This window comes from Erwinia sp. BNK-24-b, from assembly GCF_047456155.1.
In the GTDB taxonomy this organism is placed as follows: Bacteria; Pseudomonadota; Gammaproteobacteria; order Enterobacterales; family Enterobacteriaceae; genus Erwinia; species Erwinia phyllosphaerae.
On record NZ_CP179901.1, the window covers coordinates 3,350,081 to 3,373,384 of the forward strand.

At 55.0% G+C, this 23,304-nt stretch carries 21 protein-coding genes; 8 read left to right on the forward strand and 13 right to left on the reverse strand.

All coding sequences use genetic code 11. The annotated features are described in order from the left end of the window. The 7 genes from ACMGGR_RS15350 to sctW are packed head-to-tail and all read right to left on the reverse strand — an operon-like array spanning position 1 to position 7,638. Positions 1-1,020, reverse strand: coding sequence for a FliM/FliN family flagellar motor switch protein (locus tag ACMGGR_RS15350; RefSeq protein WP_246761437.1), 1,020 nt, complete (start codon positions 1,018-1,020; stop codon positions 1-3). Next, the gene (locus tag ACMGGR_RS15355; RefSeq protein WP_414147257.1) at positions 1,017-1,634 is read right to left on the reverse strand and encodes a type III secretion system HrpP C-terminal domain-containing protein; all 618 of its coding nucleotides are present in this window, start codon (positions 1,632-1,634) and stop codon (positions 1,017-1,019) included. The genes ACMGGR_RS15350 and ACMGGR_RS15355 overlap by 4 nt, the downstream gene beginning before the upstream one ends. Further along, the gene (locus ACMGGR_RS15360) at positions 1,627-2,091 is read right to left on the reverse strand and encodes a type III secretion protein (RefSeq protein ID WP_414147258.1); all 465 of its coding nucleotides are present in this window, start codon (positions 2,089-2,091) and stop codon (positions 1,627-1,629) included. Before ACMGGR_RS15360 ends, ACMGGR_RS15355 begins: the two co-directional genes overlap by 8 nt. Beyond that, the gene (gene sctN, locus ACMGGR_RS15365) at positions 2,075-3,430 is read right to left on the reverse strand and encodes a type III secretion system ATPase SctN (protein WP_414147259.1); all 1,356 of its coding nucleotides are present in this window, start codon (positions 3,428-3,430) and stop codon (positions 2,075-2,077) included. The genes ACMGGR_RS15360 and sctN overlap by 17 nt, the downstream gene beginning before the upstream one ends. Then, positions 3,427-4,323, reverse strand: a complete 897-nt coding sequence (locus ACMGGR_RS15370) for an FHA domain-containing protein (protein WP_414147260.1) — start codon at positions 4,321-4,323, stop codon at positions 3,427-3,429. Before ACMGGR_RS15370 ends, sctN begins: the two co-directional genes overlap by 4 nt. Before the next feature lie 10 nt (positions 4,324-4,333). Then, positions 4,334-6,439 carry a type III secretion system export apparatus subunit SctV gene (gene sctV / locus ACMGGR_RS15375; protein WP_246761433.1) on the reverse strand — a complete coding sequence of 702 codons (2,106 nt, stop codon included), beginning with the start codon at positions 6,437-6,439 and terminating at the stop codon, positions 4,334-4,336. Between the two features lie 11 nt (positions 6,440-6,450). After that, the gene (gene sctW / locus ACMGGR_RS15380) at positions 6,451-7,638 is read right to left on the reverse strand and encodes a type III secretion system gatekeeper subunit SctW (protein ID WP_414147261.1); all 1,188 of its coding nucleotides are present in this window, start codon (positions 7,636-7,638) and stop codon (positions 6,451-6,453) included. A 247-nt stretch (positions 7,639-7,885) separates the two neighbouring features. Here sctW and ACMGGR_RS15385 point away from each other — a divergent pair, with 247 nt between their 5' ends. From ACMGGR_RS15385 to ACMGGR_RS15395, 3 genes are all read left to right on the forward strand, one after another. After that, positions 7,886-8,428, forward strand: a complete 543-nt coding sequence (locus ACMGGR_RS15385) for an RNA polymerase sigma factor (protein ID WP_246761431.1) — start codon at positions 7,886-7,888, stop codon at positions 8,426-8,428. Positions 8,429-8,616: 188 nt separating this feature from the next. Then, positions 8,617-10,077: a PAS domain S-box protein gene (locus ACMGGR_RS15390; protein ID WP_414147262.1), complete on the forward strand. Its 1,461-nt coding sequence runs from the start codon at positions 8,617-8,619 to the stop codon at positions 10,075-10,077. 31 nt (positions 10,078-10,108) lie between these two features. After that, positions 10,109-10,750, forward strand: coding sequence for a response regulator (locus ACMGGR_RS15395; protein ID WP_414147263.1), 642 nt, complete (start codon positions 10,109-10,111; stop codon positions 10,748-10,750). Here the strand turns inward: ACMGGR_RS15395 and ACMGGR_RS15400 are convergent. The 3 genes from ACMGGR_RS15400 to ACMGGR_RS15410 form a co-directional block, all read right to left on the reverse strand. Next, positions 10,728-11,843 (reverse strand): hypothetical protein, encoded by a 1,116-nt coding sequence (locus tag ACMGGR_RS15400; protein ID WP_414147264.1) that lies wholly within the window; start codon positions 11,841-11,843, stop codon positions 10,728-10,730. The two genes, ACMGGR_RS15395 and ACMGGR_RS15400, sit on opposite strands and share 23 nt — an antisense overlap. Before the next feature lie 916 nt (positions 11,844-12,759). Next, positions 12,760-14,076 (reverse strand): gluconate transporter, encoded by a 1,317-nt coding sequence (gntT, locus tag ACMGGR_RS15405; RefSeq protein WP_414147265.1) that lies wholly within the window; start codon positions 14,074-14,076, stop codon positions 12,760-12,762. A 210-nt stretch (positions 14,077-14,286) separates the two neighbouring features. Beyond that, positions 14,287-14,910 (reverse strand): LysE family translocator, encoded by a 624-nt coding sequence (locus tag ACMGGR_RS15410; RefSeq protein WP_414147266.1) that lies wholly within the window; start codon positions 14,908-14,910, stop codon positions 14,287-14,289. 718 nt (positions 14,911-15,628) lie between these two features. Between ACMGGR_RS15410 and ACMGGR_RS15415 the strand changes: the two genes are divergently transcribed. From ACMGGR_RS15415 to ACMGGR_RS15435, 5 genes are all read left to right on the forward strand, one after another. Next, positions 15,629-17,056 carry a cytochrome ubiquinol oxidase subunit I gene (locus ACMGGR_RS15415; RefSeq protein WP_246761425.1) on the forward strand — a complete coding sequence of 476 codons (1,428 nt, stop codon included), beginning with the start codon at positions 15,629-15,631 and terminating at the stop codon, positions 17,054-17,056. A 1-nt stretch (position 17,057) separates the two neighbouring features. Further along, positions 17,058-18,065, forward strand: a complete 1,008-nt coding sequence (gene cydB / locus ACMGGR_RS15420) for a cytochrome d ubiquinol oxidase subunit II (protein WP_246761424.1) — start codon at positions 17,058-17,060, stop codon at positions 18,063-18,065. Between the two features lie 59 nt (positions 18,066-18,124). Then, positions 18,125-18,274, forward strand: coding sequence for a DUF2474 domain-containing protein (locus ACMGGR_RS15425; RefSeq protein WP_246761423.1), 150 nt, complete (start codon positions 18,125-18,127; stop codon positions 18,272-18,274). Positions 18,275-18,452: 178 nt separating this feature from the next. Then, positions 18,453-18,710 carry a CsbD family protein gene (locus ACMGGR_RS15430; RefSeq protein ID WP_246761422.1) on the forward strand — a complete coding sequence of 86 codons (258 nt, stop codon included), beginning with the start codon at positions 18,453-18,455 and terminating at the stop codon, positions 18,708-18,710. A 383-nt stretch (positions 18,711-19,093) separates the two neighbouring features. Next, a complete protein-coding gene (locus tag ACMGGR_RS15435) occupies positions 19,094-20,434 on the forward strand; it encodes a carbohydrate porin (protein WP_246761421.1) in 1,341 nt (446 codons plus the stop codon). Between the two features lie 59 nt (positions 20,435-20,493). On the opposite strand, the gene fetB is transcribed toward ACMGGR_RS15435, so the two are convergent. The 3 genes from fetB to ACMGGR_RS15450 form a co-directional block, all read right to left on the reverse strand. Beyond that, positions 20,494-21,261, reverse strand: coding sequence for an iron efflux ABC transporter permease subunit FetB (gene fetB, locus ACMGGR_RS15440; protein WP_414147267.1), 768 nt, complete (start codon positions 21,259-21,261; stop codon positions 20,494-20,496). After that, positions 21,248-21,916, reverse strand: coding sequence for an iron efflux ABC transporter ATP-binding subunit FetA (gene fetA, locus ACMGGR_RS15445; protein WP_414147268.1), 669 nt, complete (start codon positions 21,914-21,916; stop codon positions 21,248-21,250). Before fetA ends, fetB begins: the two co-directional genes overlap by 14 nt. A gap of 203 nt (positions 21,917-22,119) precedes the next feature. Further along, positions 22,120-23,214: an ABC transporter substrate-binding protein gene (locus ACMGGR_RS15450; protein WP_414148978.1), complete on the reverse strand. Its 1,095-nt coding sequence runs from the start codon at positions 23,212-23,214 to the stop codon at positions 22,120-22,122. Positions 23,215-23,304 lie beyond the last annotated feature (90 nt).

Sequence of the window (23,304 nt, forward strand, 5' to 3'; positions counted from 1 at the left end):
CTAGCGCGCCAGCGGGTTTTTGCCGCCCGGCAGCATCTGGGTGATTTGTAGGCCAAGACGGCCTTCCACATCAACCAGCTCACCTTTTGCCAGCGGATAGTCGCCGTGGCAGAGAAGCGCCTCGCCTGGCGTAACGTGATCGATCATCACCATCGCGCCTGGCGCAAGGTTAGCCAGCTCGCCCAGCGTCAGCCGTAGCTGTCCACAACGTACCGATAGCGCCAGCGGCAGCGGAGAGAAATCCGTGGCTTCCGACATCGGCTCGCAGTCCCAGTGAGGATCGGGAGAGATCGGCTGCTCAAAATCGTCAGGGGGCAAAGTCACGTCATAGTTCTCCATCTCGCTAAGATAAAAATGTGCCAGCGTGCCGGGCTGCGTCTCTATCTGACCCTGCAATACGCGGCCAGCACAGCGGATCCTTCCCCGGCCATCCGGCGTAAAAAAAAGCGTTTGCGGCAAAACCACATCGCCGCGTTCCGGCATCTTCGTCAGCGTCACTTCACCTACCACAACGGGCAGCGTAAGCGCGATCTCTGACGGCAACGGCATCGCATTCTGCTGCCAGCCCGCGTTGCCAAGCAGCTGCGCCAGGCTGGTCGCAGAGAGCGCCAGCAGGCTTTGCGCGCGCCTGGCTCCCCACTCCAGCGTCATCGTTAACAGCAGTTCATCAGCGATGTCGTTGTCTTCTGTTACGGTTATGTGGCCGAACAGCGCAAGAAGTTCGCCAGAAAGTTGTTGATGCCATAAAGGCCAGTACCAGGGCTGCTCTGTTAGCGCGTCCGAGGGCGTAAAAGTGGGACAGGCAGACATCAGTGAGAGCACGGATTGTGCATCCGAAAACGCCAGCGTTCCGGCCGCGCACTGCCAGTGGCTCATCTCGCCGCGCGGGTGTTCGGTTAACGCCAGCCGCAGCACGCCCGCTTCGCCGGCAAGCTGGTAAGGATAGAAACAGCCTGCGCCGATCTGCTGGCGTAGCCGTGCCGCCAGCCTGCTGCTTTTTTTTAGCCTTAGCGCACTCATACCTGCTGCTCCGTGGCACGGCGCTCAAAGCGTAGCCGCACCCGACAGGCCATACGCTGGCGCAGCGACAGCCGACAGCGCTCCTGGTGAGGCAGCAGCGCCTGCCACGCGGACGGCTGTAAATGTAAAGCGATATCCCAGCCGCCTGCGGGCAAAGCGGCAAAGCGCGCATCAACCTGTCCGAGCTTCGGCAGGATCAGCGTTAGCATCATTTCGCCCGGTGGACGATCGGCCGTTGCCGCCAGCAAATCTGTCTCAATCTCCTGCCACATCGCCATCGCTGGCGGTGCGCCGGTCGCACTACTCTCTTCCAGCTGAGAAAACCCCTGCTGCTGCGAGCCGGAGTCGTTAAAAACGGGGCGCAGCAGAGGCTGGTCATCTTCATTTAACAGCTCGCTGAACAGCGCGTCCTCTTCACGCGGCGGTTTTCTCGGCGCGCTGCGCGGGGCGGCGTTCTGGCCAGCGCTGGCGGAAGCAGGCGGGGACTCTTTACGCTGCGCATTGCGGGCCTGCCCCTGCCGCTGCGTTTCACGTCGATGCTGCGCAAGTTGGGTATCGCGCTGCTGCTGGGCCAGGCGTGCTGCCGCCTGCTGCCGTGCGGGAAGGCTAATCATTCATCATCTCCTGCTGTAACAAATACGACAGTTTTTCTACTTCGCGCTGCCGCTGCCGCGTCTCCTGCTGCGCTTCTTCCACGCGCGTTTGCTGCTCCAGATGCTCCTGCTTAAGCGCGTGCAGCCTGAGCTGCTGCTGCTGCACATCCTTCAGCGCCCGCTGCTCTTTTTGCACCGCTCTTTCCAGCCGATAGCTGGCCTGGCGCACGCCGCAATTGTCCTGAGCAAAAGCCGTTTTGAGTTGTTGATAGCCCTGCTGCTGCGCAGAGAGTTGCACAAGACCTTCATCCGTTTGCTGTTCAAGCTGGCGCAGCGCCTGCTCCTGCTCGCGCTGCTGGCGTTCGCTACGGTTAAGGCGCTGGCGGCGAATGGGTAAAAGCAGATTTAAAGTACGCTTCAGTTCTTGTGACGCGGGGTCGGCCGCGGGTTCGGGTTCGGGATTAGCGTGACGGCGCATAGCGGCTTACCTCGGACAGCTGAAAACAGGTTTGCTCAAAAAGGGATGGCGCGCGCATCGACTGCTGCAAATAACCGTTAATGGCATCCTGTGCCTCTACGGCTGCATCCGTCAGGCTATCGTTGCCCGGCTGATATTCACCCAGCCGGATCAGCATCTCTACCTGCTGCCAGGCGGCCATCAGCTGGCGCACGGCCGTGGCTTCGCTAATCTGCTGGCGTGCCACCACGTTGCTCATGGTACGGCTAAGGCTGGCAAGGATATCGATGGCCGGATAGTGGCCGCGCTCCGCCAGCTTGCGGGTTAACACAATATGTCCGTCAATCAGTGAACGCACTTCGTCGGCCACCGGATCGTTCATCGAATCTTGCTCAATCAGGACCGAATAAAGTGCGGTGATAGCGCCGGTGGTGGTTTGTCCGGCTCGTTCCAGCAGCGTCGGCAGCAAGGTATAAACGGAAGGCGGCAAGCCACCGCGTCCCGGCGGTTCGCCGAGTGCAAGGCCGATTTCGCGCTGCGCACGAGCAAAACGGGTCAGGGAATCCAGGATCAGCAGCACGCTTTTGCCCCGATCGCGGAAAGCCTCAGCAATGGCGGTAGCGGTAAAAGCCGCGCGGGCGCGCTCCATGCTGCTGCGGTCCGAGGTCGCACAAAGCAATACGGTCCGGCTACGCAGCTCGCTATCCAGCTCGTGATCGAGAAATTCCCGCAGCTCGCGGCCGCGTTCGCCAATCAACCCAAACACAATCACATCGCAAGGTGTATTGCGCGCCAGCTCGGCAAGCAGCGTGGTTTTACCGCAGCCTGCGCCAGCGAAAATCCCGACGCGCTGTCCGACGCCGAGCGTCAGCAGGCCGTCAATCGCGCGCATGCCGGTTGGTAAAGGCGTATCGATTCGTGGTCGGGCCGTTGGCGGCGGCGCATCGCCCAGCACCGGCTTGACGTTTTCCGTTTCGCCCGGCAAAGCAAAAGCGCCAACGCTGCCCTCTATCAGCCGGCCGAAGCCGTCCAGTACGCTGCCCAACAGCTGGTCGCAAACGCGAATGCTGTGCGGCAGAAAAAGCGGCGTTACGCGTGCGCCCTGGGCGATGCCGTCGAGCTGGCCCAGCGCCGACAGCAGCGTATGCTGCGGATTGAATCCCACGACTTCCGCCAGCACCAGCGTGTTGTTTTTGCCTTCAATCTGGCAGAGATCGCCAATGCGCGCGTCCGGCAGGCTGCTCTCCAGCAGAATGCCGCTGATACCGGTGATGCGGCCATAGATCTTAACGGGCGCAAAGCGCGCCAGCCGCTGTTGATGCTGCGTAAACCAGGCGTCGAGCTGCTGTTCAGGCTTCACCAGTTCACCTTGATATGTTCACGTCCGGCAAACTCGATTTCCGTCGAGGTGATAGCCACCAGCCGCAGATCGCCAACCTGATCGCCAATAAACAGGCGCTCGCCGCCGTCGGTCACCACGTTGGCCCGTTTACCGGTAGTAATCTGGACGATACGAAACGGCAGTTTTGCGCGGCGTTCATGCGTATGGTTTACCAGCTGCGGCAACACGTTGTACTGCGCCTGAAAACGCACCAGCATACGCTCAAGAATCTGCAACCGCTCCTTGCTCAGCTCGCCGTTAAGGATCAGCTGGCCTTTATCCATATCGATTTTTACCCCCGGCGTCAGGCCGCGATCGCGCAGCATCGCCAGCAGCGGTGGCCGCACCTCCTGTAAGGTTTCCAGTATTTTGCGGCTGGAAGGCGTGGTAGAGGTTTGCGCCACCGTGGGCTGTAATATCCAGCTGATAATGGTGAAGCTAAGCAACAACATCAGGCTTATTGATAACACCTGAACGCCGCGAGAGAAAAAACGCGAAGGTGCGGCGGATGCCGGAGCTGGTACCGCGGGCGCAACGTTAACGGACACGGGTTGCGGCGCGGTTTGCATCTCTTCCCACGGCTGTTCCGCCTGCGCCAGCGATAGCCAGACGTCGCCCAGCGCAAAGGGAACATCCGGTAATAGCGGATCGATCTGCTCCAGCGGCTCGCCTTCCGCCAGGCGAATGCGGCCTTCCATCGCCTGTAGCTGCCAGCGCTCATCAACAAAGCAGAGCGTGGCATGATGGGATGCCACGCCGCTGTCGGTCAGCTGTAAATCGACGTCATCATGCAGCCCCAGCGTCCAGCGACCGCCGTTAACCGGCAGCGCCGCTCCCTGATGGCGGCCCGTAAGTACGCGTAGCTCAAACATAATCCGCTCCTCAGGCATCGAAAGAGTCAATGTTCTCATCCAGTTCGAGGCGACCCACCACGTTAATGGCCAGGTTGGTTTGCAGTTCAGCAAACGACAGCACCGGCACCTGGTGGAACTCATCCTGTACCAGACCTCGCAGCGGACTGCGTAAGTCCTGCGCCACCAAAAGCACCGCGAATGCTGGCTTATCCGGCGCAAAAGCGTTACGCAGCTGCGCAAGGATGGCCATGGTCTGCTCCTGCGTCAGTGCGAAAAACACTTCGTTTTGCGTCTGGCGCAGCGCGTCACGTAGCTGCTCTTCCATTTCTGGCGTCAATAGCCAGACGTGCAGCCCATCATCCCGCGTGTACTGATAACAAATGTGTTCTTTCAGCGAGATACGAACCAGGTCGGTCAGCAGGCTGATATCGCGCTCGTGCTGGCCGTGTTCAATCAGCGCTTCGGCAATCGCCCGCACCGAGCGCAGCGGAATACGCTCTGCCACCAGGTTTTGCAAAACGTTAGAGAAGCGTGCAATCGGCATGACCCGCTGTAGCTCCTGCGCCAGTTCGGGCTGCTCGCTCTCCAGCCAGCCCATCAGCGCGCGCGTCTCCTGCAGGCCAATAAAATTAGGCGCGCTAGCGTGGATGGCGTTTTCCATCCGCTTCATCAGCAGGTCGTGAAAATTCCAGCGCGGCAGCGTTTCATCCTGCAGGCGCGGATGATCGGCGGGCAACCAGAGTAAATCCCCTTCTCTTCTGGCGTCGCTTCCCGCCTGTACGCCTTCCTGCTCCGCCAGCGCTTCCTGGCCATAGCGGCTGACGGCCAGCGTGGTCACGCCAAAGGTGCCGATAACGCGAGGGATCTCATATACCGAATAGCGAAACTCGTCCGCGGGAAGCTGCTCCTGAAATTCGATATCAAAAGCGGGCAGCGTAAAGCCGTAGTTATAGACAATACTGTTGCGCAACCGGCGGATGGCCTGCACCAGTTCCAGCGTCTCCGCCGTGCCGCGAGCGCCAGCCGGAAACTGCAACAGATAAGGGCGCGTGGGATTGAACTGACGTAAATCTTCCGTCCCGTTCAGCTCTGGCGGAATCACTTCGTTTTCCATCTGCGGCTGGCTGGCGACCAGCTCGCGGCGCGCGCGCCAGACCTGAAAGCTTCCCGAAGCCAGCGTCAACAAGGCCAGCACGATAAAAACGCCGGTCGGCATCCCCGGCAGTAGCGCAAAACCGAACATGCCCAGCGAGGAGAAAACCCAGGCTTTAGGCTGGCTGGTAAGCTGTTCGGCTATCTCGCGGCCAATGTTGTTATCCATGCTGTCGCCGTCGGAAGAAACGCGGGTAATGATCATCCCGGCGGTCAGGGAGATCAGCAGAGCCGGGATCTGGGCGATCAGGCCGTCACCGATAGTCAGAACGGAATAGGTATGCATCGCATCGCCTGCCGGCATGCCCAGCTGCATCACGCCGATGCTGAAGCCGCCAATCAGGTTGATAAACAGGATAACCAGCCCGGCGATGGCGTCGCCTTTTACAAACTTCATGGCGCCGTCCATTGCGCCGAACAGCTGGCTCTCTTTCGCCAGATCGACACGTCGACGTTTGGCGGTGTTAACATCAATCATGCCAGCGCGCAGATCGCTGTCGATGGACATCTGTTTGCCCGGCATCGCGTCCAGCGTAAAGCGCGCGGCCACTTCCGCCACCCTTTCCGACCCTTTGGTGATGACCAGAAAGTTAACCACCGTCAGGATCAAAAACATCACCATCCCGACGGCCAGGTTGCCGCCCACCACGAACGTACCAAAAGCAGCAACGATATGACCTGCATCCTGCTGTACCAGGATCTGGCGCGTGGTAGAGATTGAGAGCGCCAGCCGAAACATGGTGGTCAGCAGCAACACCGCCGGAAAGCTGGAAAAGGCCAGCGGCTTGGGCAGATACATCGCCAGCACCACCAGCAGAGAAGAAAGGCAGATATTAACCGCAATCAGCGCATCGATTAGCCCCAGCGGCAGCGGGATAATCAGCATAAAGACAATCGCCAGCGCAAACATTGCGCCAATGATTTCCGAGCGCTGCATCGCCGCCAGCGCTATGCGGTTCAGTATCAGAAACAGGTTGTTCATACCTTCCCCCGCTAGCTTCGCGCCAGCCGGCCTTCGTTATTAATCAGCCGGGTAATGGCGCCGCGCAGCAGCGTCGCCGCTTCCGCCCGATTTTTCTTTTCACGCCACAGCATCAGCGGCATTTCGTTAACCAGCGGCAGCAGGCCGTTCAGAAAACGCATCTGCGCCTGTGGCCGATCGCCCGCGAACTCTTTACCAATCTCCCCGATGTCGTGCGGTTGCAGGCCCGTTTCCGCGACGTGCAGCAGGCGACGCGCCATATCCAGACCGCTAAGGGAAGAAAGCGGTATCTTTTCGCCGCTGCGCAGGCGGTTTAACAGCTTATCGCTATGGGCAATCAGCTGCGTCAGCTGTCCCGCCTCGCTCAGACCAAGATGAATTTTGTGCAGCGAGCGGGAAGAGAGCGAAGGCGTTAACGAGGCGATATCTTCCGCCAGCGCACGCTGCAGAGTGCGCAACCCCGGTAAAAACTGCTCGCGGCCAAAGCGTTCCAGCAGGCTGTCGAGGATTACCGCCGCCGACTGGTGCTGGACAATGCCATGATAATAGAGATGGCGCATCGACTGCTTTTCTGCCGGATCGGTGGTAAAGCTGGCAATCGCCGCTGCCGTGTTCAGCCCTGCACGCACCTTATCGCCAAAGCGTTCGTCCAGCTTGCTCAGCGCGTCGCTGGCGGCCGTCGCGGTGTCGAGATCGCCCGTGCGGTCGGCCTCACGCAGCGTCATGCGCAACAGCAGATCGCAACGTGCCGGATCGTTATCCGCCGCTTCCACCAGCTGGTCTGCTTCTGCGCCGCTATGCTGACTGAGAATGCCTTTTAATGCGCTTAGCCTGGCTTCCAGCTTCTCCTGCTGCTGGCCATCAAGCAGCTGGTAAAGTTCGCCCAGGCGTTCAATTCTCTCTACCGCGCTACGGTTGCTGCGCAGATGCTGGGTATTGATTTGCCGTCGGTTAAGCCCTTTGCTTTTTTTCTCCATCTTTTCGCCGAACATCATGCCGATTTCTTCCAGCGAGTCGCTCAACGACTCGGCCGCCGACTGGGTATTCACCGGTTTTGCCCGCACATCCGCACCTGCCGTGCCCGGGCCATCCTGTTTTAACAGGGTTTTAGTCAGCGCCTGCTGGTACTGAAGAGAAGACTGGATTTTAATCATCCCGGCCTCAGAGGTTGATTTCGCGATATCGTTACGTGGCGGCAAAATGGAATAAGTTCCCGGTAAAAAAGATGAAAGAAAAGAAAATAACCGTGCTGTCCACCTGAAACTTTAAACCTGCGTGACTAGTGTCAAAACTTGCACATGCTTTTTTAATTCGACGCATAAATTTGTCTCAGATAATTCTGAGCTGAAATAAAAAAGCGCCAGATTGCCCGGTTTTACAGTCTTTTTCTTACCTGGCACAACCATTGCTATATGCCCTGTATCCAGACAATTCAGGAGCATTAAAATGTTAACTTCTTCCTCTGCCGAAATTTCTTTATCTGCACCCGCCCCGGTCGCCGTTTTATGGCAGGAAATTCTTTGCCAGCAAAACCGTAAATTGCACAACTTTATTCGCAAACGCGTTTCTAACCGTGAAGATGTAGAAGATATTGCCCAGATGACCTGCGTGGAAGTCCTGCGCAACAGCCATAAATTTTTAGGCGCGTCTCGTCCTGAGACCTGGCTCTTTGGCATTGCTGCTAACCTGATCCGTAACTACTACAAGACGCATCAGAACCGTTTTCTGTTTGACAGCATTAACGAAGAGAACGTGCTGGAGCTGGTTCAGGAGTGCGATCCGAGCGATATTATCGCGAACGATCAGCTGCTTGGCGTGATGGCCGCCTCAATCGATCGGCTACCGGAAGAGACGCGCCGTATGCTGACCATTCTGGTGGAGCGTAACGGCAGCTATCAGGATGTGGCTACCTCACTCAATATTCCGTTAGGAACGGTAAAATCACGGCTTTCCCGCGTGCGCGAAACGCTAAAAAGTACAATAAGCTAATGAAAACCTCTTTTTTTCGCTATTCGGTCTCGGTTTTATTTTTCAAATCGCTCATTTTCAGAGCAGCCTTAAGGCCAATTGATGAAATATTTGCTGTACTTGTCACGTAACGAGTAAAGTTCATAGACTGTTCGACAGGATGTAATAATTTTATCTTATTCTTTATTTTTCACTAATCAGAGAGAGAGATGCTTTCATCTGAAATATTTAGCTTAAATGTCAGTAAAGAACCCTGGGATGGTCGCGCTATTTTGCCGGACTTTGCGCTTGACCGAGTGAACGACGCGATTTATTTGGTGCGTCAGAATGCGCAGCTGGCTTATATCAATAATAAAGCCTGTGAAATGCTCGATTATAAATATCAGGCGCTAATCCGATTAAGCTATTCCGATATTGAAGGCGAACTCCAGGATCCGGACGTGGCGGCGCTCTGGTGGAAACTGAGCCTGCGCCCGGAGGGTATTCGTTTTACCTCGCAACACCGCATGCGCAGCGGCGAGATCATTCCGGTTGAGGTTAACTCCAGCGCCTGGGAGCATGAAGGCGAAATGCTGGTTCTCTGCGTGGTTCGTGACGTGCGCGAGCTGAAACAGCGTACGGAGCGCTATTTACAGCAGGAGCAGCAGTTCCGTTCGCTGGTAGAAAATTCGCCGGATCTGATCGCCCGCTTCGATATCCATCTGCGCTGCCTTTATGCCAATCCGCTGGTGCTGGAACTGATTGGCTGTAGCGAAGACCAGGCGCGCGGCTGGCGGCTGACCGATACGATTCCTTTTGATGAAGTGGGCATGCGCCTGTTTCGGCTGGTTTCCAACACGCTGGCGAGCGGTGAGAAAAGTGAATCCGAACTTGAGGCCCACTATGGTGAGCGCTCTATGGTGCTGCACGTTCGCTGCGTGCCGGAATTTAATCTGCAAGGGGAAGTGGTCACCATCCTGGCGGTAGGACGTGATATCAGTCGCCTGCGGGAAGTCGAAAACGAAGTTCGTGCCGCGCATCATCAGCTGCGCCTGCTGGCCAGCAACCAGCAGGAACGTACCGAGCAGGAGCGTAAGCATATCGCGCGTGAAATCCATGATGAACTGGGCCAGCACCTGACCAGTTTACGAGCCGGGCTTTCCGTCATCGGCATGCAGGCAGAGGTGCCGGAACGGGTCACCAGCCAGGTTGACTATCTGATGACGCTGATCGACAGCACTATTCAGGTGGTCCGCGATGTCTCCACGCGGCTGCGGCCAAATATGTTAAATATGGGGCTGGTTCCCGCGCTGGAATGGCTGCGCGACGAGTTTGTGAAAAACGGCGGCTGTAGCTGTATGCTGATCGTGCCGGAAGGCAAGCCGATTGCCTTGTGCGACCAGGTCGTTACCGCCGTTTTCCGCGTGGTGCAGGAGTCGCTGACCAATATCTCTCGCCATGCGCACGCCAGTAAAGTCTCCATTATCGTTCAGTCCAACCGCGATGCGCTGGTGATTCAGGTGCGCGATAACGGCCGGGGTTTCCAGATGCACAACGTGCGTCACGACGCTTTTGGGCTGCTGGGGATCAAAGAACGGGTGGATATGCTGCGCGGCCAGGTGACCATTACCAGCCGTCCCGGTGAAGGGACGCAGCTGGAGCTGACTATTCCTCTTGCTGTAAAACAGTAAGCATTTTACCTACAGCAGCCGGGAAAACAGGATGAACGAAGTAATAAGGCTAGTGATCGCTGACGACCACGCGCTAATGCGCGAAGGGCTAAAACAGATTTTTGCGCTGGATGACGGCATTGCCGTGGTGGGCGAAGCGGGCGACGGCAGCCAGGTGCTGGAGCGGCTGCGCCTGGGCGGTCTCGATCTGCTTCTGCTGGATATCTCCATGCCCGGCATCAGCGGTGAAGATCTGATTAACCGTATCCATTCCCAGTATGAAAGCCTGCCGATTCTGGTGCTGAGCATGTTTAACGAACCGCAGATTGCCCGACGCGTGCTCAACTGCGGCGCGCTGGGCTATATCACCAAAGATAAAAATCCGGACGTGCTGCTCACGGCGATCCGCAGCGTGGCGCGCGGCTCACGCTATATCGATCATGATTTAGCACAGGAGATTGTGTTTGCCGAATACCAGAATGGCAACCGCGCGCTGCATGAGACCCTGACCACGCGCGAGCGCCAGATCCTGCTGATGCTGGCGCATGGCGAAACCATCAATGCCATTGCTGGCGCGCTGGCGATCAGTAATAAAACCGTCAGCACTTACAAGTCGCGCATGATGGAAAAAATGCAGTTTGGTAGCAATGCAGATATCGTCAGGTATGCGATCAGCCACCGCCTGGTACAGTAGTCGCTTCGGGCGCTGCTGTTGCCGGCGGCGCCTCATCAACTTTTACCGGTTCTTCCGGCTGCCAGGCGCGATGGTGGCGCTTGCTGACTAAAAATATCGGCGTAGCGATAAACAGCAACAGGCTACCCGCCATACCACACACCAGCAAACTGATGCCGCCGGGCCAGCCCGCGCCGGAGGTTAAGCCTGCGATCACCAGCGAAAGGATAAAGAAGAACGACAGCGTCAGGCTGACCGGCCAGATATTGGTGATATCCATATCGCTGAGCGCCATTTTCACCGGCTTCACCGCGCGTTTCTCCGCCTCTTTTTCTGCCCGCATACGCTCTTTTACCGCTTCCAGATCCAGGCCCGGCGCGATGAAATCCCCTAACTGCTGCGGATGGTGCAGTTCGTCAAATACGCGTGCAATCGGTGGAAACGTAAGCGGCCAGCTTCCGCTGTGAACGCCGTAGGTACTTAACGCGGGCAGCGTAATACGCGGCAGCTGCACAGGCTGCAAATATCGATTGTTATACACCACCCAGCTCTGACGCGTTTGCCCACGCATCACGTGATAAAGACGAAAGCGATCCGCTGGCGGATAGTGCAGATGGCTGACGCGCGCCAGCATCGAAGGGATATGATGATAGCGGCAGTAGTTCACTCTCCCCTGCCCTTGTGCAGCCAGCAGCACGCCCAACGCAGGCAGAAAATACCAGGAAGTTCCCTCTGCGGCGGTCGGGCCGTTCAGGTGCTCAAGAAATTTTGCCTCGCTGCTGCCGTGCAGATGTTCTGGCCACCAGCTCCAGCTACGGCTAATTACCCGCTCGGTAGGAACGCGGAAGATCCCCATCGGTTCTGTTTCAGTGGGCAACATGGCAAAGGGAAAAACTTTGCTAAAAAAGGTCAGCGCGTCGTCCGGGCCATCCCATTCGCCGCCCGTATCCATTCCGTGCAGATTATTAGTCAGTTCGGCCCAGCCGTTTTTGCCCAGCAGATCTATTTGATATTTGGTATCCGCCAGCCGTTTGCCCAGCCGGAGAATAGTCGACGGAATATCCGCCAGCGGCAGCTCGGGTACCGCAATAGTTGTTTCTGTTTGTTCTTCCATACTGCAATAATCCCCAAAGGCGAATGCCCGCGCTCCCGTTAAATAAAATAGAAAACCGTAGCAAGGCTGAAAATAACAGATAGCGGCTTACGCCGGACAAGGCCGACGCGCCTGAAATTTGGCTTAAGTTTAAAAAATCAGTTAATTCAAGGTATTATACGTAGAAATCGTTTTAGCTGGCAACCACTGTAATAGCTCGTTTCGAGCCGCCAGGCGGCAGTTTTTATAAAACGTTATTCGTTCTGAAAATACGCTTTAAAAAGAAAAGGTAAGCGTAGACGAGTGCAACGCAAAAAAGTGGGCAGAAAAATAAAAACAAAAATACAGAATAATATTTTCTGTTAAGTGAAATTCCCGTAAAAGAAAAGACTTTTTTCACAGACCTTACCGTGCGAAAGAGAGAGTTAAAACTCCGCCGCAATTATCGGCTTTTTGAAATGACTTAGCTGATTGACCCAGGCTGCCTTACACCACTCCCACAGCCCCCCTTACAGCGACTCAACCGCCCGGCCAGCAGCAAGGGCTGAGCGGATAAGCGGACCGTTTTCGCGCATGGACGCGCGAAACGAGCTTACAGGGACGTATTCACTGCGTGTCCGTGTTTCGCTCAACCCTTGCTGCCTTACACCACTCCCACAGCAACCCTTACAGCGACTCAATCGCCCGGCCAGCAGCAAGGGCTGAGCGGATAAGCGGACCGTTTTCGCGCATGGACGCGCGAAACGAGCTTACAGGGACGTATTCACTGCGTGTCCGTGTTCCGCTCAACCCTTGCTGCCTTACACCGATCCCACAGCAATTCTTACGGCGACTCAACCGCTCGACCCTTGCTGCCTCACGCTGGTCTCGCAGTAAAGCTACGCTTCTGGCACCTGAGCACCTGAGCACCTGAGCACCTGAGCAACTCAACTCCGCCTCAAATCACCATCTGCAACAGCAGGCATCCCGCCAGGCCACACAACGCAATAATCGTTTCCAGCACTGACCAGGAACGCAACGTCTCGCCAATAGTCAGATTAAAATACTCTTTAAACAGCCAGAACCCCGGATCGTTAACGTGCGAAAAGATTACGCTTCCTGAGCCAACAGCAATCACCATTAGCTCAGGACTGACGCCGGTGGTCGCAATAATCGGGGCCACGATGCCGCCAGCGGTAATAGCCGCTACGGTCGCCGAACCCAGCGCCAGACGCAGCGCGGCCGCGATCGACCAGGCCATAAAAATAGGCGAGACCGCACTGCCTTCCATCAGGCTGGCGATATATTTATCCACGCCGCTGTCTACCAGCACCTGCTTGAAAGCGCCGCCGCCGCCAATAATTAACAGCATCATGGCAATGATTTTAATCGCGTCGCCCAGCGTGGCCGTTACCTGCTCCATCGTCCGGCCACGATTCAGACCAAAAGTAAAAATGGCAATCAGCACCGCAATCAGGGTCGCCATAATCGGATCGCCGAAGAATTCCGCATAGGACAGTAACGCGTGGCCTTTCGGCAATGCCATCTCCGCCACCGCGCGCACTGCCATCAGCACTACCGGTACCAGCGATGTCCAGACGCTGACCGCAAACGTCGGCATCTCCGCTTCGGTAAAGGTTTTAGGATTGTACAAACCTTGCGGGACAGGCTTATCGATGCTCTTCAGAAAACGAGCCAGAACCGGCCCGGCCAGAATCACCGTCGGGATCCCTAACAGCGTACCAAACAACAGCGTTTTGCCCATATCCGCATGAAACAACGTTGCGATAGCCGTCGGCCCCGGATGCGGCGGCAAAAAACCGTGCGTCACGGAAAGCGAAGCCGCCATCGGCACGCCGACAAACAGCAGCGGCACGCGCGCCGCCGCCGCAATTGACAGCACCAGCGGCAGCATCAATACAAATCCTACCTCGTAAAACAGCGCAAAGCCTACGGTAAACCCCGTCAGCACCACCGCCCACTGAATGCGCTCCTTGCCAAATTTCTCAATCAGCGTGGTCGCAATGCGCTGCGCTCCGCCGCAGTCGGCCAGCAGCTTACCCAGCATCGCGCCAAAGCCCATGATCAGCGCCAGGCTACCCAGCGTGCCGCCAACCCCCGCTTTAATCGACGTGATAACCTTGTTCACCGGCATACCCTGCATCACCCCTACCGCCAGCGCGACCAGAATAAGAGCGATAAAACCATTTAGCTTAAAACGGATCATGAGTAGCAACAGTAGCGCTACGCCGATAACGACAAACAGGATAGGCATGATTTTCTCTCCGGCTGCCTGTTGGCGGCCCTTGTTATAATGCCGCCCAAACGGTCAAGGCGGATGCAGAGGCGCAAATACGGCATTTGCTGTCGGGATGTTAACGGTAACATCCCGCAACTAAAACAGGCCAGGAGAGGGGAATTTACATTTTGAGATGAAGGTCAAACTTTTGTTACGGCTTAAAGCAGTAACGATAAAGAGCACGCTTTATTTCCACAGCAGCAATCTAATGCCTGCCGCACCAAAGAACAGCGCAAAGGTGCCCTCAATAAGACGACGGAGTCGGAGATATACCTTTCCGGCAGCAGCCGTTGAAAACAGCAGTGCATAGCTGCCAAATACCAGCATGCCCAATAAAGCACAGCCGCCAACAATAAGCGGCAGCACTATTGCGCTCGCGCCAGGGTGCATACCTAAAGAGATAATCGCCAGCCAGACCAGAATCGCTTTTGGGTTAGCCAGGTGCAGTAACAGACCCCGGCGATACAGCAAAGCAAGCGACGTTGTTGTGCCGCTACTGGCTATTTTATTTTCGCCTTTTTTCCCGGCGCTGCGGGCTGCCTTGTAGGCCATCCACAACAGATAACAGCCGCCAACAATCTTGATCGCCACCAGCGCCTGCGCCCAGGCCAGCAACAGCGTTGAAAGCCCGCACGCCACCAGAATGGCCCAGAACACTGACCCCGTTATCACGCCTGCGGCCAGCGCCAGCGCGGGCAGACGACCTTGCCGCATAGCCACGCCCATGATAGCCATGTTGCTCGGCCCCGGGCTGGCTGTTCCCAGCAGATAAGCCAGATACACAGGCAGTAATGTTAACAGCAGCGACATGGTGCACCCTTATTGTGGTCAACGGTCACTCACAAAGTAACCCGGTCGATATTGATATGGGACAAAAAATTTAGCTTAAGTAAAACGCAAATGTAACAAAATGATTCTGTATGCATCAGGATACGTTTTTATGGTTTAACATTTACAATGTCTGACACAGGAAAAGGTTGCTAACCGTGACTACATCGCGTTGATAACAACCACTAATGCAATCTTTAATCCCACAATATCCAAATGGCAACATTACAATAACATTACTGGCAGAAGGGACGTTAATCCGCCTTTTAATTTCCAATTTGTGCGCTTATTCGCACGATTGATATTCTGTTAAGTTACAGGCCAGGGCGCTATTATAAATAAAAAGATTAGTTAACTTTTTTATTTATCCGTTGCCCTACGGCCGCACAAAAGTAATGAAAACGCTTCCACCGGTTGAAAAGCACATTAATTTTACATAAATGCAGCAAGAGGTAATTATCATTTAACAGTAATCACAATTAATTTAACGCAACGGTGAAACAATTCATCGCAAAGATCTATGCTGTTATCTCTGAGATCCCGATTACTGTTGCTACTCCTTCTCCCGATTTGGTCTCAGGATCAAACTTCGTTGAAATACCCGCATCACAAGGGCTGCATTGCAAAATGTATGTAGAGCCGTTGTTAACGTGCGGTAAATAAAAAAGAAAAGGCAGTTTATGTTAGATCGAGGTAAGCAATGTTTGGATTAGATGCGTTCCACCTGGCGAGGATACAGTTCGCGTTTACCGTCTCCTTCCATATTATCTTCCCGGCTATTACCATCGGGCTTGCCAGTTTTCTGGCAGTGCTGGAAGGTTTATGGCTGAAAACCAAAAACGAGGACTATCGCGACCTCTACCATTTCTGGTCGAAAATCTTCGCCGTTAACTTTGGTATGGGCGTCGTGTCCGGCCTGGTGATGGCATACCAGTTCGGCACCAACTGGAGCGGCTTCTCGCAGTTTGCGGGCAGCATCACCGGTCCGCTGCTGACTTATGAAGTGCTTACCGCATTCTTCCTCGAAGCTGGCTTCTTGGGCGTGATGCTGTTTGGCTGGAACCGCGTGGGACCTGGCCTGCACTTCTTTGCGACCTGTATGGTTGCCCTGGGCACCATCATCTCGACGTTCTGGATCCTCGCGTCTAACAGCTGGATGCAAACGCCGCAGGGCTACGCTATTCAGAATGGCCTGGTGGTTCCGGTTGACTGGTTCAAGATTGTCTTTAACCCCTCGTTCCCGTTCCGATTGCTGCACATGTCTACCGCGGCTTTCCTGGCGAGCGCCTTCTTTGTTGGCTCGTCTGCTGCATGGCACCTGCTGCGCAAAAACGACACGCCTGCAATCCGCAAAATGCTTTCAATGGCACTGTGGATGGCGCTGATCGTTTCGCCAATCCAGGCGGTACTGGGCGATGCTCACGGTCTGAATACGCTTGAGCACCAGCCAGCGAAAATTGCGGCTATCGAAGGCCACTGGGAAAACCCACCGGGTGAACCAACGCCGCTGATCCTGTTCGGTATTCCGGATATGGAGCAGGAAAGAACCAAATACGCGCTGGAAATCCCTTACCTGGGCAGCCTGATCCTGACGCACAGCCTGCATAAACAGGTTCCGGCGCTGAAGACCTTCCCGAAAGAAGATCGTCCTGACTCGCTGATTGTGTTCTGGTCGTTCCGCGTCATGGCGGGCCTGGGCATGCTGATGATCCTGCTGGGCGTGGTTAGCCTGTGGCTGCGTTATCGCAACCGCCTGTACACCTCTCGTCCGTTCCTGTGGTTTGCGTTGCTGATGGGCCCGTCTGGCCTGATCGCGCTGCTGGCCGGCTGGTTCACTACCGAAATTGGCCGTCAGCCGTGGGTGGTTTATGGTCTGCTGCGCACGAAGGATGCGGTATCGGCGCATGGCGACATGCACATGAGCATCAGCCTGATCGCCTTTATCGTGGTCTATACGTCAGTATTCGGCGTGGGCTATACCTACCTGTTTAACCTGATTAAGAAAGGGCCAAAACAGGGCGAAGGCGACGATCACCATGAGCCTGAAGGCGGCCCTGGCACACGTCATACCCAGGCGCGTCCGCTGTCTGCCGTGAAAGAAAAGTTAAGCGCGGAAGAGGATAAATAACGTGGGCATTGATACTTCTATTATCTGGTTCACCATCATCGTGTTCTCGACGCTGATGTACATTGTGATGGATGGTTTTGACCTGGGTATCGGCATTCTGTTTCCTTTTAACAAGGATGCCGGTGAGCGCGATCTGATGGTTAACACCGTCGCGCCGGTCTGGGACGGTAACGAAACCTGGCTGGTGCTGGGCGGCGCGGCGCTGTATGGCGCCTTCCCGCTGGCCTATGCGGTGATTCTGGACGCGCTGTCCGTTCCGCTGACCCTGATGCTGATCGGTCTGATTTTCCGTGGCGTCGCCTTTGAGTTCCGCTTCAAGGCGACCGAAGAGCACCGTGCGTTCTGGGATAAATCTTTTATCGTTGGTTCGTTCCTGGCGACGTTCAGCCAGGGCGTGGCGCTGGGTACCTTCATCAACGGCTTTGAAGTGACGAACCGTGCCTATAGCGGCCCTGAGCTGCTGTGGCTGACGCCGTTCTCTCTGTTCTGTGGTCTGGGTCTGGTTGTGGCGTACGCGCTGCTGGGCAGCACCTGGCTGATCATGAAAACCGAGAACGAGCTGCATCGCAAGATGACGGCCATCACTAAACCACTGCTGCTGGTGCTGCTGGCTATTATCGCCATCGTCAGCGTCTGGACGCCGCTGGAGCACGCGGACATCATGCATCGCTGGTTTACGCTGCCTAACCTGTTCTGGTTCCTGCCGGTGCCGGTGCTGGTGCTGCTGGCTTCTATGGCGCTGCTGCGCGCGTTGAAGCGTCATGCGCACTACTCACCGTTCCTGCTGACGCTGGCGCTGGTTTTCCTGGGCTTTACCGGTCTGGGCATCAGCGTGTGGCCGAACATTATTCCACCGCATATCACTATCTGGATGGCGGCTTCACCACCGCAGAGCCAGGGCTTTATGCTGGTTGGCGGACTGTTGATTATTCCGGTGATCCTGGCTTACACCTTCTGGAGCTACTACGTGTTCCGCGGAAAAATCAATCCAAACGAGCACTATCACTGATTCATTGTCTGGTTCTCTCCTGCCCCACTGGCAGGAGAGAAAGTTAGCTGGAGGAAAGTATGGTTGAAACACAACAGACACTTAAACTGCCGGTGTGGAAACGCATCCTGTGGATGGTTCTCATCTATGCCGGTAGCGTCATGGCGCTGGGCGTTGTCGCAACGCTGTTCCGCTTTATGATGACCGCTGCGGGTATGAAGTCACACTGATACTCCAGCCAGCCTTGCCTTCTCTTTTGGGCGCGCTTCTTTACAAGGGTCGACTATTGTCGGCCCTTTTCTTTACATCATTCATAATTTTACACATAAACGCAGCGGCAACGCCTTTTTGATGGTCTATGCTTTTACTTCATCCATGAGGAAATCATGTCACTAAGAAGGAGGCACTATGAGTCTGTTAGATAAAGCCAACGATAAAGCCGAAGAAGCGCTGGGCAAAGGCCAGGAGCAGTTTGGTAAAGCCGCTGAGTCTCCGGAGCATGAGTTCAAGGGCAAGGTACGCCAGGGTGCCGCGAAAGCCTCTTATGCTGTCGATGACGCGCTTGACTGCGTAAAAACCAAAACCCAGGACGCGCCGTTCGTTTCACTGGCCATTGCTGCCGGTATCGGCTTCCTGGCGGCGAAAATCTTCGGTGGTCGCCGTTAAGAAACGCTCTGCAACAGGATCTGCTTTTCCTGTCGCGCGCTGCTGCGAGTATCTCGTAGCCTGAGGGCCGGTCTTCCGGCCCTTTTCTTTTGCCTGCTGTACGCTCATTTTCTTTCCTCTTCCCCTTTTAGCCCCTCTCTAAACCGTGATCCAGCTATAAAAATTGAACTTTTTAGCAAAATTGAAACTTATTCAGCACTATTTATAACAATATGCTTTCAGTTTAGTGGTTTCATTCCGGCTAATCGTCCTTCCCGCTTTAAGTCAGCGCTTCTGACCGCTTTGCAAGAGTCGCACAGGAGATAATGCTGACAGTAGCGTGGTGGCCGTAACCTGGCCGTCTTCACAGGGCCAGCGCTATCACTAAAACAAGGTCTCCTACTATGAAAAGCAAATTACCGACAACCACGCTAAAAAGAACTGTGGCGTTCTGTGGTTTTGGCTTACTGCTGGCTTCTCACCAGGCGCTGGCGGACTATACGCCGCTGAGCATCGACTCGCCGTATGCCTTTGGCGACTGGGGCGGCAACCGAACCCAGCTGGAGCAGGAAGGTATACAGTTTCAGGTGAACTACACCATGGAATCCGCCAGCAATTTTTCCGGCGGCTATAACCAGTCAAGCAGCGCACGCTATACCGATCAGTGGGGCTTTGGCACCACGCTGGATCTGGAAAAACTGCTGAACTGGACCGATACCCAGTTTCAGGCCACCATCACCAGCCGTAACGGCCAGGATTTAACGCAATATATTAACGATCCGCGTTCCGGCGGACTCTCTTCCGTGCAGGAAGTCTGGGGACGCGGGCAGACCTGGCGCCTGACCCAGTTCTGGCTGAATAAGGGCTTCTTCGATCATGCGGTAGAAGTGAAGGCGGGTCGCGTGACCGTGGGCGAGGATTTTGACAGCTGGCCAAGCAAGTTCCAGAACCTGGCGTTTGGCGGTGGCCAGGCGGGTAACTGGCGCGGCGATCGCTGGTATAACTGGCCTGTTTCCCAGTGGGGCGGCCGCGTGAAGTTTAATTTCACGCCGGAGGTGTTCCTGCAGGTTGGTTTCTATAACCAGACCGCCTCTAACTACGACACCGGCAACGGCTTCCGTCTGGATGGCAGCCCGACGCTGGGCAACCTGGTCCCGGTTGAACTGGGCTGGGAACCGCAAATTGGCCCGGACAAGCTGGCCGGTAACTACCGCGTGGGTATGTACTACTCGTCGGTGAAAGGCAATAACTACAGCTCCTACAGCAACGGCCAGTACGGCGAAGATAACCACTCTTACGGCGGCTATCTGCTGTTACAGCAGCAGCTGATGGCGATGAATGGCGACAACAAACGCGGTCTGGGCATCGTGGCTCAGGGGGTAATGAACGATCATAAAACCTCTAAAACCGATAACTACCAGTCGCTGGCGCTGGTCTGGACTGGTCCATTCGATGCTCGTCCTGAAGATGAGATCGGCGTTGGCGCGGCACGTATTCACGTCAACAGCGATTACAGCAAGATGCTGCGTCAGACCAATCAGGAAAACGGCGTAAACAGCTATGATAATCCAACCTATCTGCCTATCCAGAGCGGTTCGGAATATGACTATGAGATCTACTATAACGCTCACGTCACTAACTGGATGAACCTGCGTCCAAACCTGCAATACGTTTCTTCACCAGGTGCGGTAAGCGAAGTGAAAGATGCGTTTGTGGGCGGCATTACCGCGACCATCAACTTCTGATCCGGTCGATAAACCAATGGCGAACATTATCGTTCGCCATTTTTCGTTTTACGCCGCTTCTATTCCATCGACTTCAGCTGCGCGCGGGGCGTAAAGAAGCGTCGGTAAGCCAGATAGCCCGCCACGATAGTCGCCACGCTGGCCGTGCCCAGCAGCATAAAAGTCACCATAATCTGGTATTTAATCGCTTTTACCGGATCGATACCGGCAAAAATCAAACCCGACATCATTCCCGGCAGGCTGACCAGACCGACAGTTTTGGCGGCGTCAACGCCAGGGATCATCGCGGAACGGATGCTGTCGCGGATAATGCTGGCGGAAGCCATTTTGACCGAAGCGCCCAGGCTAAGCATTTCCTGTACTTTTTGCTGATTGTCGCTGAAGCGCTGGTTCAGATTGTTGTAGCACAACCCTACCGCCACCATGGCGTTGCCCGCAATCATGCCGGAAACAGGAATTACCTGCATCGGCATAAATTCAATCGAGCCGCTCATGACTAAAATGACCAGCGTTAAGGTCGTACTTAGCGTAATAGCGATAAACGACAGCACAAACGCGTTGTCGATATTGCGGCTGCGCTTGCGGGCGTTTAAGGCTGCATTAACGCAGATAAACAGCACCATCAATACCGTCAGCGCGGCGTTCTGTAAGTCAAAGATATATTTCAGGACATAGCCGACAATAACCAGCTGCACAATGGCGCGCGACACGCTCCAGATAATATCTTTTTCCAGCCCCAGCTTCTCTTTGCGGCTCACGAACAGCGCCACCAGAACCAGAATCAGCGCCAGCCCCAGCGACTCAGTGGTAATATTATGCTGATTCATCGGCATCTCTCCTTGCTGGCGGTCGAAGGCTGATAACGCGCTGCGCCTCTCCGATTTCCCGCGCGTCGTGACTAATCCAGATCGCCGCCGTCCCCTTTTCTTTTACCAGTCCGGCAATGAGCTGATTGATGATCTGCTTATTTTCTTCATCCAGCGCGCTGGTAATTTCATCCAGCAGTAAAATATCCGGCAGGAATTGCAGGTTACGCAGCAGCGCTATCCGCTGCTTTTCTCCGCCGGAAAGCTGGCCGATCTTCTTTTGCAGTATGTCTGACGGCAAATTGACCTGGCGCAATCCGCTCTTTAACGCCGCAGCCTCTACTTTTTTTCGGCGAATTTGCCAGGGTAATGCCAGGTTGTCATACACCGTTTCGCCAAACAAAACCGGCGTCTGGAAGCAGTAAGAAACCTGCTGTCGATAGCTTTCCGGCTTTAGCTCGCTTATCGCCCTGCCCTGAAAGAAAAGCGTTCCGCCGTCAGGCTCCAGCAGCGAGGCGATAATTTTTAATAAGGTGCTTTTGCCGCTGCCGGATGGCCCGGTCAGCCAGACAAACTCACCTGCATCGAGCGTAAAGGAAACGGGTGCCAGCAAGGTTACGCCCTGCTGGCTGTAAGTAACACCCTGCACGTTAAGCAGGGGGAACGTTTCTGACATTTTCGTTAATCCAAAAAAATTGCGGCGATCATAACGCGAAAAGGCGACAAGTTGTCGCCTTTCAAGCTGCTTATAAACCTACACAGTCCATACATTTCGGCATTTTTGCATTTTTGCATTTTTGCATTTTTGCATTTTTGCAGTACCACTACAGCCTTCTGGCAGCGGAGGCTAACCGGATAAGCGGACCGTTTACCCGAACCTTATTGCTGCTTCGAAGCGTAACTCAGCACTACCGGGTCGTCAGGAAGCTTAGTAAAGCGGGTAACGATCTGATGAAAATCGGCCTCGGGATTAAGCGTCGCAAAGCGGGCTGGATAAAGATCTTTGGCCAGTATCTCCATCCCGATAATATTGTAGGGATGGTTATAAAAATGATGATAAATACCGTATGCCCTGCCTTCTTTCACCGGCGTGATTTGCTGCAGGCCAGTACGGTTAATCAGTTTATTAAAGGTAACGGCGACGTCGTTAAGGGAAACGTTATAACCGAACGGCAGTACGTTATTATTCGGACGTTTAGAACCCGACATAATATAAACGTCCGGCTTCATGGCGATAATTTTTTCCAGCGCGACAAAACCTGACGACCCCGGCAGCAGGCTGGAGCCAATGTTTTTGCCGCCAACCGCCTCTACCAGCCCGCCCCAGCCGTTGTGGCCGTGAGTAAAGCAGCAGCTGTCCGAGTTACCCGCAATAGGTTCAATAAATACCGTCGGCTTCTGTTTTACCTGAGCAATCTGCTGCTGGATAGCATCCCAGCGCTGGTGATAAAAATCGGTATACTCTTTCGCACGGGCTTCCTGATTAAGCACCTTGCCCAGCAGGGTAACGCTGTTAGCCGTGTTTTGTGCCGGATGAAGTTCATAATCAACAAACACCACCGGAATATGCAGCCGCTGCATCGTATCCAGCACGCCGGTCTGCTTTAGCGCGGCTTTGGCACGCAGCTGAGCGATCATCAAATCCGGCTTTTCAGCGATAACGCTTTCCAGGTTAACCTGCCCCTGGTCATTAAAACCCATATCCAGGATCTTCGTTGCTTCCGGCCAGGCTTTCTTCAGCAGATCCCAGGTCTGCGGATCCTGCTTTTTCGGCAAATTATTCCAGGCTACCACGCGACGGAAAGGCTCTTCACGATCCAGCAGCGCTAAGGCTAAAACATCGCGGCCATCCTGCAAAATGACATGCTGCGGCTCCTTATCCAGCGTGACTTTCTGATTATCCATATCGGTAATCTGCAAGGGATAGGTGGTGGCCGCACAGCCAGCAGAAATGACCAGCGAGCTGACCAACATCCAGGAACGAATTGTCACGTAGCGTCTCCATAAGAACAATATCGATAATTATTAACAAATATACCGCTAAAACGAACGATTATCATTCTT

Excerpts from the sequence above, each read along its gene's own strand:
- ACMGGR_RS15360 (WP_414147258.1), bottom strand. The coding sequence starts at position 2,091 with ATGCGCCGTCACGCTAATCCCGAACCCGAACCCGCGGCCGACCCCGCG.
- fetB (WP_414147267.1), bottom strand. The coding sequence starts at position 21,261 with ATGAATCAGCATAATATTACCACTGAGTCGCTGGGGCTGGCGCTGATT.
- ACMGGR_RS15415 (WP_246761425.1), top strand. The coding sequence starts at position 15,629 with ATGTTTGGATTAGATGCGTTCCACCTGGCGAGGATACAGTTCGCGTTT.
- ACMGGR_RS15450 (WP_414148978.1), bottom strand. The coding sequence starts at position 23,214 with ATGTTGGTCAGCTCGCTGGTCATTTCTGCTGGCTGTGCGGCCACCACC.
- sctV (WP_246761433.1), bottom strand. The coding sequence starts at position 6,439 with ATGAACAACCTGTTTCTGATACTGAACCGCATAGCGCTGGCGGCGATG.
- ACMGGR_RS15385 (WP_246761431.1), top strand. The coding sequence starts at position 7,886 with ATGTTAACTTCTTCCTCTGCCGAAATTTCTTTATCTGCACCCGCCCCG.
- ACMGGR_RS15400 (WP_414147264.1), bottom strand. The coding sequence starts at position 11,843 with ATGGAAGAACAAACAGAAACAACTATTGCGGTACCCGAGCTGCCGCTG.
- gntT (WP_414147265.1), bottom strand. The coding sequence starts at position 14,076 with ATGCCTATCCTGTTTGTCGTTATCGGCGTAGCGCTACTGTTGCTACTC.
- ACMGGR_RS15395 (WP_414147263.1), top strand. The coding sequence starts at position 10,109 with ATGAACGAAGTAATAAGGCTAGTGATCGCTGACGACCACGCGCTAATG.
- ACMGGR_RS15355 (WP_414147257.1), bottom strand. The coding sequence starts at position 1,634 with ATGATTAGCCTTCCCGCACGGCAGCAGGCGGCAGCACGCCTGGCCCAG.
- ACMGGR_RS15390 (WP_414147262.1), top strand. The coding sequence starts at position 8,617 with ATGCTTTCATCTGAAATATTTAGCTTAAATGTCAGTAAAGAACCCTGG.
- ACMGGR_RS15410 (WP_414147266.1), bottom strand. The coding sequence starts at position 14,910 with ATGTCGCTGCTGTTAACATTACTGCCTGTGTATCTGGCTTATCTGCTG.
- ACMGGR_RS15425 (WP_246761423.1), top strand. The coding sequence starts at position 18,125 with ATGGTTGAAACACAACAGACACTTAAACTGCCGGTGTGGAAACGCATC.
- ACMGGR_RS15350 (WP_246761437.1), bottom strand. The coding sequence starts at position 1,020 with ATGAGTGCGCTAAGGCTAAAAAAAAGCAGCAGGCTGGCGGCACGGCTA.
- ACMGGR_RS15370 (WP_414147260.1), bottom strand. The coding sequence starts at position 4,323 with ATGTTTGAGCTACGCGTACTTACGGGCCGCCATCAGGGAGCGGCGCTG.
- ACMGGR_RS15430 (WP_246761422.1), top strand. The coding sequence starts at position 18,453 with ATGAGTCTGTTAGATAAAGCCAACGATAAAGCCGAAGAAGCGCTGGGC.
- fetA (WP_414147268.1), bottom strand. The coding sequence starts at position 21,916 with ATGTCAGAAACGTTCCCCCTGCTTAACGTGCAGGGTGTTACTTACAGC.
- ACMGGR_RS15435 (WP_246761421.1), top strand. The coding sequence starts at position 19,094 with ATGAAAAGCAAATTACCGACAACCACGCTAAAAAGAACTGTGGCGTTC.